Origin of the sequence: Atlantibacter sp. (genome assembly GCF_032062175.1) — a bacterium.
Classification (GTDB): domain Bacteria; phylum Pseudomonadota; class Gammaproteobacteria; order Enterobacterales; family Enterobacteriaceae; genus Atlantibacter.
On the sequence record NZ_DAMBQK010000028.1, the window covers coordinates 43,337 to 53,492 of the forward strand.

At 52.9% G+C, this 10,156-nt stretch carries 11 protein-coding genes; 4 read left to right on the forward strand and 7 right to left on the reverse strand.

The genetic code is table 11. The features are described 5' to 3' along the window. Window positions 1-56: 56 nt before the first annotated feature. Window positions 57-1,988: an ATP-dependent zinc metalloprotease FtsH gene (ftsH, locus tag RT120_RS19400; protein WP_040459606.1), complete on the reverse strand. Its 1,932-nt coding sequence runs from the start codon at window positions 1,986-1,988 to the stop codon at window positions 57-59. Between the two features lie 56 nt (window positions 1,989-2,044). Next, a complete protein-coding gene (gene rlmE, locus RT120_RS19405; RefSeq protein ID WP_040459605.1) occupies window positions 2,045-2,674 on the reverse strand; it encodes a 23S rRNA (uridine(2552)-2'-O)-methyltransferase RlmE in 630 nt (209 codons plus the stop codon). A gap of 155 nt (window positions 2,675-2,829) precedes the next feature. Here rlmE and yhbY point away from each other — a divergent pair, with 155 nt between their 5' ends. Further along, window positions 2,830-3,123 (forward strand): ribosome assembly RNA-binding protein YhbY, encoded by a 294-nt coding sequence (yhbY, locus tag RT120_RS19410; RefSeq protein WP_125294245.1) that lies wholly within the window; start codon window positions 2,830-2,832, stop codon window positions 3,121-3,123. Window positions 3,124-3,364: 241 nt separating this feature from the next. Here yhbY and greA read toward each other — a convergent pair whose 3' ends face one another. After that, the gene (greA, locus tag RT120_RS19415) at window positions 3,365-3,841 is read right to left on the reverse strand and encodes a transcription elongation factor GreA (RefSeq protein ID WP_312985214.1); all 477 of its coding nucleotides are present in this window, start codon (window positions 3,839-3,841) and stop codon (window positions 3,365-3,367) included. Between the two features lie 249 nt (window positions 3,842-4,090). Between greA and dacB the strand changes: the two genes are divergently transcribed. Beyond that, a complete protein-coding gene (dacB, locus tag RT120_RS19420; protein WP_312985216.1) occupies window positions 4,091-5,524 on the forward strand; it encodes a serine-type D-Ala-D-Ala carboxypeptidase in 1,434 nt (477 codons plus the stop codon). A gap of 32 nt (window positions 5,525-5,556) precedes the next feature. On the opposite strand, the gene cgtA is transcribed toward dacB, so the two are convergent. The 4 genes from cgtA to rplU all read right to left on the reverse strand — a co-directional run bounded on the left by cgtA (window position 5,557) and on the right by rplU (window position 8,387). Beyond that, a complete protein-coding gene (gene cgtA, locus RT120_RS19425) occupies window positions 5,557-6,729 on the reverse strand; it encodes an Obg family GTPase CgtA (protein ID WP_312985218.1) in 1,173 nt (390 codons plus the stop codon). A 16-nt stretch (window positions 6,730-6,745) separates the two neighbouring features. Further along, window positions 6,746-7,711, reverse strand: a complete 966-nt coding sequence (locus RT120_RS19430; protein ID WP_312985220.1) for a DMT family transporter — start codon at window positions 7,709-7,711, stop codon at window positions 6,746-6,748. A gap of 88 nt (window positions 7,712-7,799) precedes the next feature. Continuing rightward, window positions 7,800-8,057, reverse strand: a complete 258-nt coding sequence (rpmA, locus tag RT120_RS19435; RefSeq protein WP_017457338.1) for a 50S ribosomal protein L27 — start codon at window positions 8,055-8,057, stop codon at window positions 7,800-7,802. A gap of 18 nt (window positions 8,058-8,075) precedes the next feature. Next, the gene (gene rplU, locus RT120_RS19440; protein ID WP_002434221.1) at window positions 8,076-8,387 is read right to left on the reverse strand and encodes a 50S ribosomal protein L21; all 312 of its coding nucleotides are present in this window, start codon (window positions 8,385-8,387) and stop codon (window positions 8,076-8,078) included. 259 nt (window positions 8,388-8,646) lie between these two features. Between rplU and ispB the strand changes: the two genes are divergently transcribed. Both ispB and sfsB read left to right on the forward strand, forming a co-directional pair. Continuing rightward, window positions 8,647-9,618, forward strand: coding sequence for an octaprenyl diphosphate synthase (gene ispB, locus RT120_RS19445; protein WP_312985222.1), 972 nt, complete (start codon window positions 8,647-8,649; stop codon window positions 9,616-9,618). Window positions 9,619-9,822: 204 nt separating this feature from the next. After that, window positions 9,823-10,086 (forward strand): DNA-binding transcriptional regulator SfsB, encoded by a 264-nt coding sequence (gene sfsB, locus RT120_RS19450; RefSeq protein WP_125294239.1) that lies wholly within the window; start codon window positions 9,823-9,825, stop codon window positions 10,084-10,086. Window positions 10,087-10,156: the final 70 nt, after the last annotated feature.

The following is a 10,156-nucleotide window of genomic DNA, read 5'->3' on the forward strand; positions in this document are numbered from 1 at the left end:
TACCAAAAAAAACCCCGGGCATGCCCAGGGTTTTATCATTACCGCTTCATTAAAGCTTACTTGTCGCCCAACTGTTCAGACATGGTATTACCCGGGTTCGGCGTACGCGGTTCGTCAATCGGACGCGGCGCTTGCGGGGTGCCATTGTTATCAGAGTTGTTAGTGCCTGGATCTTCCCAGCCTGCTGGCGGACGCACGTGGCGGCGAGCCATCAGGTCGTCAATCTGCGGCGCATCGATGGTTTCATACTTCATCAGTGCGTCTTTCATGGCGTGGAGAATATCCATGTTGTCATTCAGGATGGTGCGGGCGCGATTGTAGTTACGCTCAATCAACGCTTTCACTTCCTGGTCGATGATACGCGCGGTTTCATCAGACATATGTTTCGCTTTCGCTACGCTGCGGCCCAGGAATACTTCGCCCTCTTCTTCCGCATACAGCAGCGGACCGAGTTTGTCGGAGAAGCCCCACTGGGTGACCATGTTACGTGCCAGGTTCGTCGCCACTTTGATATCGTTGGACGCACCGGTAGAAACATGCTCAGCACCGTAAATAATCTCTTCAGCAAGACGACCGCCGTACAGCGTAGAGATCTGGCTTTCCAGTTTCTGACGACTGGCGCTAATCGCGTCGCCTTCCGGCAGGAAGAAAGTCACACCCAGCGCACGACCGCGCGGGATAATCGTCACTTTATGCACCGGATCGTGTTCCGGCACCAGGCGGCCAATAATGGCGTGGCCTGCTTCGTGATACGCGGTGGATTCTTTCTGCGCTTCGGTCATCACCATGGAGCGGCGTTCCGCACCCATCATGATTTTGTCTTTCGCTTTTTCGAACTCAACCATCGACACAACGCGCTTATTACCGCGGGCGGCAAACAGTGCGGCTTCGTTCACCAGGTTCGCCAGATCGGCACCGGAGAAGCCCGGCGTACCGCGTGCAATGATGGCGGCATCGATGTCCGGAGACAACGGAACGCGACGCATATGCACTTTCAGGATCTGCTCACGACCACGCACGTCCGGCAGGCCAACCACAACCTGACGGTCGAAACGGCCTGGACGCAGCAGCGCCGGGTCAAGGACGTCCGGACGGTTAGTCGCCGCGATAACGATAATACCTTCGTTACCTTCGAAGCCGTCCATCTCAACCAGCATCTGGTTCAGCGTTTGTTCGCGTTCGTCATGACCACCGCCCAGCCCAGCGCCACGCTGACGGCCTACGGCGTCGATTTCATCGATAAAGATGATGCACGGCGCGGCTTTTTTAGCCTGTTCGAACATATCGCGCACACGGGATGCGCCGACACCGACAAACATCTCTACGAAGTCAGAGCCGGAAATGGTGAAGAATGGCACCTTCGCTTCGCCCGCGATGGCTTTCGCCAGCAGGGTTTTACCGGTACCCGGAGGGCCGACCATCAGGACGCCTTTCGGGATCTTACCGCCCAGCTTCTGGAAGCGGCTCGGTTCGCGCAGGTATTCAACCAGTTCGCCCACTTCTTCTTTCGCTTCATCGCAACCGGCGACGTCGGCAAAAGTGGTTTTAATCTGGTCTTCGGTCAGCATGCGCGCCTTACTCTTACCGAACGACATGGCGCCTTTACCGCCGCCGCCCTGCATCTGGCGCATAAAGAAGATCCAGACGCCAATCAGCAACAGCATTGGGAACCAGGAAATGAAGATGGAAGCCAGCAGGCTCGGCTCTTCCGGCGGCTCGCCAACCACTTTTACGTTTTTGGTAATCAGGTTATCAAGCAGCTTCGGATCGTTAACGGGGATATAAGTCGTGTATTTGTTACTGTCTTTCTTGGTAACGTTGATTTCACGTCCGTTGATACGCGCTTCGCGAACCTGATCCTGGTTAACTTCCTGCAAGAAGGTAGAGTAATCCACCCTACGGCCATTCGACTCGCTGGGCCCAAAGCTCTGGAATACTGACATCAGCACTACGGCAATGACCAGCCAGAGTATTAGGTTTTTCGCCATGTCACTCAAGGGATTAACCTCATATTACAACTGTGTTAACAAACAGCGTCAGGGTACTATAGTTTGCGCCCAGTCGCTACAATGTAAACTTCACGTGAACGGGCACGAGAAGAATCCGGCTTACGAACTTTCACCTTCGTAAACAGGGAGCGAATATCCCTAAGATACTCATCGAAACCTTCGCCCTGGAACACCTTCACTACAAAACTACCACCCGGCGCCAACACATCGCGACACATATCCAGAGCCAGTTCGACCAGATACATGGAGCGAGGAATATCAACAGCAGGTGTCCCGCTCATATTTGGCGCCATATCTGACATGACAACCTGTACTTTACTCTCACCTACACGCTCCAGCAGCGCTTTCACGACTAATTCATCACGAAAATCGCCCTGAATAAAGTCCACACCGACGATAGGATCCATAGGTAAAAGATCGCATGCGATAATGCGACCCTGGCCGCCTATCTGCGTCACCACATATTGGGACCAACCGCCGGGTGCAGCGCCAAGATCGACAACCGTCATTCCTGGCTTAAAAAGTTTGTCACTTTGCTGTATTTCATCAAGTTTAAACCAGGCTCGGGAACGCAACCCTTTTTTCTGAGCCTGTTGAACATATTTATCGCTAAAGTGTTCCTGGAGCCAGCGGCTTGAGCTGGCAGAACGCTTTTTACCTGTCATTTCAATTTCCATCCGGGTTCATCGTGATACCCACGTGCCGTCAGGCTGAATACCCTGCACTTTCGCATCGCAGTACAATTTGAAATCTGTTGGGTATTAATGGGAGATGGCGGTAGAATGAACCGTTTTCAATCCCAACGTAAGTAAAAAAACCGATGAATCTGAGTACTAAACAAAAACAGCACCTGAAAGGTCTGGCACATCCGCTCAAGCCCGTAGTTATGCTTGGCAATAATGGTTTGACCGAAGGGGTACTGGCCGAGATTGAACAAGCGCTTACGCATCATGAGCTGATCAAGGTGAAGATCGCCACGGAAGACCGCGAAACAAAAACCCTGGTCGTTGAGGCCATCGTGCGGGAAACCGGCGCCTGTAATGTCCAGGTTATCGGTAAAACGCTCGTTCTGTACCGTCCTTCACAAGAGCGCAAAATTAGCCTGCCGCGTTAATCATCATTGGATGAGCCACATAATTGTAACAATAATGTGGCAGCGCTGAGCAAAATGCCATGCTCTGTGTGATGTTAAAAGGCCGCATTGCGGCCTTTTACCTGGCTTTACAATAGCCGCAAATTTTCGTTCCGCAATCATAATGATTTTTATCTAACGCCTGCTGCCCAACTTGCCACTCAGACGTATATTCTTTAACCATTCGGATTATGCCGAAAATGTGCGTCCGTAATCGCCGTTATTAAAGATATTCGACTTTAACGATCTCGAACTCAACTTGCCCACCCGGGGTGTTGATCACCACAACGTCGTCGACTTCTTTTCCTACCAGTCCACGCGCAATCGGCGAGTTTACCGAGATCAGATTTTGCTTAAAATCTGCCTCGTCATCACCCACAATGCGGTAGCTTAACTCTTCATCAGAATCCAGATTCAGCACGGTCACAGTTGAACCGAAAATCACGCGGCCATTGTTGGGCATTTTAGTGATATCAATCACCTGGGCGTTGGAGAGCTTGGCTTCGATATCTTTGATGCGCCCTTCACAAAAACCCTGCTGCTCACGCGCGGCGTGATATTCAGCATTCTCTTTCAGGTCTCCATGTTCACGCGCTTCGGCAATCGCGGCAATGATCTCCGGACGACGAACGGATTTCAGGAAATCCAGCTCTTCGCGCAATTTATCAGCACCACGTAAGGTCATCGGAATCGCTTGCATTTTTATACCTCTTAAACAGTCCTTTTCGCAGCGGTGATCCCCGCTACGGCCAGTATGTCGCCCCGGCCAACACCCGCAGGCGCCGGGTAACAAACAAAAAAAAACCGACCCGGAGCATAGCACCAGGTCAGGAACGATTTTGCATTTTGATATGCATTTTAACCTGAAGTTCCCTGAGGGTCATCGTTTACTTTACCGTACGATGCACCGTAGTATGACGGCACGTTTCCAGGCTGTTACCGCGAGATTATGCGATTTACCAGATTTGTCATTGGATTGGCCACAAGTATGGCGTTGACTGCAAATGCAGCAAACGTTGAAGAATACATTAATCAACTCCCCGCCGGCACAAACCTTGCGCTGATGGTGCAGAAAGTCGGCAGCCAAACCCCGGCAATTGATTATCACAGCCAGCAGATGGCTCTGCCCGCCAGTACTCAGAAGGTGATTACGGCGCTGGCGGCGCTATTGCAGTTGGGCCCTGACTATCGCTTCACCACCTCGCTGGAAAGCCGGGGTAGTCAGGAGAATGGCGTGCTGAACGGTGATGTGATCCTGCGCTTCGGTGGCGACCCCACGTTCAAACGCCAGGATATACGCAATTTAGTCGCGGCGCTGAAAAAAACCGGTATTCAGGAAATCAAAGGAAACGTGTTGATTGATACCTCGGTTTTCGCCAGCCACGATAAAGCGCCGGGCTGGCCGTGGAATGATATGACGCAATGCTTCAGCGCTCCGCCGTCCGCCGCGATTGTTGACCGTAACTGTTTTTCTATTTCGCTCTACAGCGCGCCAAAACCTGGCGAGATGGCGTTTATCCGTATCGCCTCTTACTACCCGGTCACCATGTTCAGCCAGGTAAAAACCTTGCCTAAAGGGTCGCCTGAAGCGCAGTACTGCGAGCTGGACGTGGTGCCCGGCGATTTGAACCGCTTTACCCTGACCGGTTGCCTGACGCAGCGAACGGACCCGCTGCCGCTGGCGTTTGCCATTCAGGACGGTGCGGGCTATGCCGGTGCGATTTTAAAATCGGAGTTGAAAACGGCGGGCATCAGCTACAGCGGCACGCTGTTGCGTCAAACGCAGCCCAATCCGCAGGCAACGGTTATCGCCAGCAAGCAGTCGCCACCGCTCCATGATTTGCTAAAAATCATGCTGAAAAAATCTGACAACATGATTGCCGATACCGTGTTTCGCACCATTGGCCACGAGTACTTCGGCGTACCGGGGACCTGGCGAGCAGGTGCTGATGCGGTGCGCCAGATCCTACGCCAGAAAGCGGGCGTCGATTTGGGCAACAGTATTGTGGTTGATGGGTCCGGCCTGTCGCGCCACAACCTGATTTCCCCCGCCACCATGATGCAGGTGCTTCAGTACATCGCGCAGAATGATGCCCAGTTGAATTACATTTCGATGCTGCCTCTGGCTGGCTATGACGGCTCGTTGCAGTATCGCGCCGGGCTTCACGAGGCGGGCGTAAACGGGAAAGTGTCGGCGAAAACCGGTTCGCTACAGGGCGTGTACAACCTGGCCGGGTTTATCACCACCGCAAGCGGTCAGAAGATGGCATTTATTCAGTATTTGTCCGGCTACGCCGTTGAACCGGCCAATCAGCGCAACCGACGCATTCCGCTGGTGCGTTTTGAGAGCCGCCTGTACAAAGACATTTACCAGAATAACTAATGGAGAAGGCCGGGGAAACCCGGCCTTTTTTATTAACGTTCGTAGATGATTTCGACGCCTTCGTCGTCATCTTCATCCCAGTCGTCGTCCCAGTCTTCATCGTCTTCAGCTTCCATCTCTTCAAGCTGCTGACGGTGATAGTCATCCCACATGAATTCGACTTTTTCCGGGCCGTTCCCGGCATTTTCCTGGGTGATAGGGTTCTCGATGATGAAGTTCATCACGTCCCAACACAGCGGGTTCACGCCCTGCTGGGTGGCTGCGGAGATGAGGTAATATTCCCCTTCCCAGCCCAACGCGTCGGCAATCGCTTTCGCGCGTTGTTCCGCCTCTTCACGATCGATCAGATCGATTTTATTGAACACTAACCAACGCGGTTTCGCGGCCAGCTTCTCGCTGTATTTTTCCAGCTCGCCAACGATCACGCGGGCGTTTTCTACTGGATCGGAACCATCAATCGGATCGATATCAATCAGGTGCAACAATACGCGGCAGCGTTCAAGGTGCTTAAGGAAACGGATACCGAGACCCGCGCCTTCCGCTGCGCCTTCAATCAGGCCAGGGATATCGGCAACCACGAAGCTCTTCTCGTTATCCATACGCACCACGCCCAGGCTTGGTACCAGAGTGGTAAACGGATAATCCGCGACTTTTGGTTTTGCAGCGGAAACCGCACGGATAAAGGTCGATTTACCGGCGTTCGGCAAGCCGAGCATACCCACGTCAGCCAGCAGCATTAGCTCCAGTTGCAGATCGCGTTTTTCGCCCGGCGTACCCATGGTCTTCTGACGCGGGGTACGGTTGACCGACGATTTGAAACGGGTGTTGCCCAGACCGTGCCAGCCGCCCTTCGCCACCATCAGGCGTTGACCGTGTTTGGTCATATCACCCATGGTCTCACCGGTGCCCTGATCGATAACGCGCGTCCCGACCGGCACTTTCACCGAAACATCTTTGCCACGTTTACCGGTACAGTCGCGGCTCTGGCCGTTCTGCCCGCGTTCGGCGCGGAATGCTTTCTCGAAACGGTAGTCGATCAGGGTGTTCAGGTTCTCGTCGGCTTCCAGCCAGACGTCGCCGCCATCACCGCCGTCGCCGCCGTCAGGGCCGCCTTTCGGGATATACTTCTCACGACGGAAGCTAACGCAACCGTTGCCGCCATCACCCGCGACGACCAGAATCGTTGCTTCATCAACAAACTTCATTTTACTTCTCCGTAAATCATTCGCCCGAGCGGGGTAGCGTGACTACCGCTTCGCTTTTACGCCAGCGTCCCCAGAGACGATGACCAATGGCGGAATACATCGCGCCCGCAACCACGACAAACGCACCGACATAACCCAACACGTTGAGCATCGGTTTGGCGAAGAAATCGGGCCAGGCAATGGATAACAAGTCCGAAAACAGCAGGGTAAATAACGGGGTCAGTGTAATCAGCGCACTGACCTGTGACGCCTGCCAACGCGCCATCGCTTCAGCGAGCGCGCCATAACCTACCAGCGTGTTCAAACCGCAAAAAACCAGGCATGCCAGTTGCCAGGTGCTTAATTGCCCGATGACCTCAGGATCGGCCAACGGGAACATCGCAATAGTACATAAAGTGTACAGCAAAAAGAGGATCTGTTGCGAGGCCAGTCGTCGCAGCAATACTTTCTGCGCAACGCCGTAACTCACCCAAACCGTCGCGGCACCCACGCCGAAAATAACGCCCCACGTGTAATCCGTTAGACGTGTGAAGATCTCAATCAGGCTGGTGTTGAAAAACATCACCAGACCGGACAGCAGCATAATGGCCCCCACAATCTGAGTTCCACGCATCTTCTCTTTGAGGATAAAAACGCTGGCTACCATCATTCCCACGGGCGACAGTTGACCAATCACCTGCGACGCCGTCGGGCTTAAATACTGTAGCGAAGAACTGAACAGAATAAAGTTGCCGAACAGTCCTCCGGTCGCGATAGCCAACAGAATCAGCCAACGCGGTTTACGAAACATTTTTAACAGCGGCAGCTTGCCCTTCATGGCCAGAATAGCGCCTAACCCAATAGATGCCATCAGAAAGCGGTAAAACACCACCGTAGGCGGTTCCATTACCGTCAGCACCTGTTTCATTGCAATGGGAAGCGCGCCCCAACAAATCGCTGTGGTAAGCGCCAGAAGGATACCGATGCCAGCCTGCTGTTTCATGAAAATCCCTGGAGATTTTTCCAGATACGGAATGTAAAAAGCCCCGCAACAAGTGCGGGGCTCAATCCGTTACCGGGACACGAAAAACTTATTCAGCAACGATGCTGATGAATTTACGGTTTTTCGGACCTTTAACTTCGAACTTAACTTTACCGTCAGTCAAAGCGAACAGAGTGTGGTCACGGCCGCAACCTACGTTCGAGCCAGCGTGGAATTTGGTGCCACGTTGACGAACGATGATGCTGCCTGCCAGAACTGCTTCACCGCCAAAGCGTTTCACGCCCAGACGTTTAGCTTCGGAATCGCGACCGTTACGAGTTGAGCCGCCAGCCTTTTTGTGTGCCATTTAATCTGCTCCCCTGTATTAAGCGCTGATGCCAGTGATTTTCACATCAGTGAACCACTGACGATGGCCTTGCTGCTTACGGTAGTGTTTACGACGACGAAACTTAACGATTTTAACTTTCTCGCCACGACCGTGAGCAACAACTTCAGCTTTGATTACGCCGCCATCAACGAAAGGAACGCCGATTTTGACATCTTCACCGTTTGCGATCATCAGAACTTCAGCGAACTCAACAGCTTCGCCAGTTGCGATGTCCAGCTTTTCCAGGCGAACGGTCTGACCTTCGCTTACTCGGTGTTGTTTACCACCACTTTGGAAAACCGCGTACATATAAAACTCCGCTTCCGCGCACGCCTTCTATAGGATTCAGAGTGCGCTACAAATATTCACAATAGGGCGCGAATATTACGCAAAACGTGAGCCTTTGACAAGTCCTGTCGTGAAACAGCGCAGAAAAAAAACACAACATTGATGGTGACGTTTATCTGCTACGTTTTTACGGTACAATCAACCCTACGTCTTCAACCCTACTATCTTACGTTCTTCCATTGTTACTTGTGGTAAACAGGACGATAGCCAGACTTTTGCGATGAATTTAGAAAAAATTAATGAGTTAACCGCGCAAGATATGGCGGGCGTTAATGCGACCATCCTTGAGCAACTCAACTCGGATGTTCAGCTTATCAACCAGTTAGGCTATTACATTGTGAGCGGTGGCGGTAAGCGCATCCGTCCGATGATTGCCGTGCTTTCCGCTCGCGCGCTGGATTACCAGGGCAACGCGCACGTGACCATTGCAGCGCTGATCGAGTTTATTCATACCGCCACGCTTCTGCACGACGACGTCGTGGATGAATCCGATATGCGCCGGGGTAAAGCCACAGCCAACGCGGCATTCGGTAACGCCGCCAGCGTACTGGTGGGCGATTTCATTTATACCCGCGCGTTCCAAATGATGACCCAGCTCGGTTCGCTAAAAGTGCTGGGCGTGATGTCTGAGGCCGTTAACGTCATTGCGGAAGGTGAAGTCCTCCAGCTAATGAACGTCAACGATCCTGACATCACAGAAGAGAGCTATATGCGGGTTATTTACAGCAAAACCGCGCGGCTTTTCGAGGCGGCATCACAATGTTCCGGCATCCTGGCAGGCGCCAGCGACGTTCAGGAACAGGCGTTGCAGGATTATGGGCGCTATCTGGGCACCGCGTTCCAGCTGATTGACGATTTGCTGGATTACAGTGCAGACGGTGAACGGCTGGGTAAAAACGTCGGTGACGATCTCAATGAAGGGAAGCCAACGCTGCCGTTGCTGCATGCCATGTGGAATGGAACAGAGGATCAGGCGAAGATGATCCGTGACGCTATTCAGCAGGGTAATGGCCGTCATCTTCTCGATCCGGTGCTTCACGCCATGGCGGAATGCGGCTCGCTGGAATGGACGCGCCAGCGTGCTGAAGAAGAGGCGGATAAAGCCATCGCTGCCCTGGATGTGCTGCCTGACACGCCTTACCGTGAGGCATTAATCGCGCTGGCGCATATGTCCGTTCAGCGCGATCATTAATTCCCTTCCCTCTCCTGTTTCTGCGCCGTCTGGCGCAGAAATTCTCCCGTCAACGTCTACCGCTTGCATTAAATAGTGCGTATCTGTGCACACTTCTGGTTATATCTAAAACTAACAGGAACTATTCGGAACTTTTCATGCTATATCTGTTGCAGGAAAAAACAGCAGACGAAAGCGTGCGTCATTTTTGTATAGAGGGAAAACATGCAAAAGAAAGTCACAGACTGGCATCCAGCAGACATTATCGCGGGGTTACGCAAAAGAGGGACCTCTTTAGCGGCTGAGTCACGAAAAGCAGGGCTGAGTTCATCAACGCTGGCCAACGCGCTGACGCGCCCGTGGCCCAAAGGGGAGCGCATTATTGCCGATGCGCTGGGCGTGGAGCCCTGGCTGATTTGGCCCTCTCGTTATTACGACCCGAATACCCACGAGTTTATCGATCGCTCGCAGCTGATTCGATCGCGTTAAAATAATAAATATCCTCCGGCATAGCCGGAGGTTTTTCAGATGCGCCTGTAAGGCTCTGTTACCAGCCGCG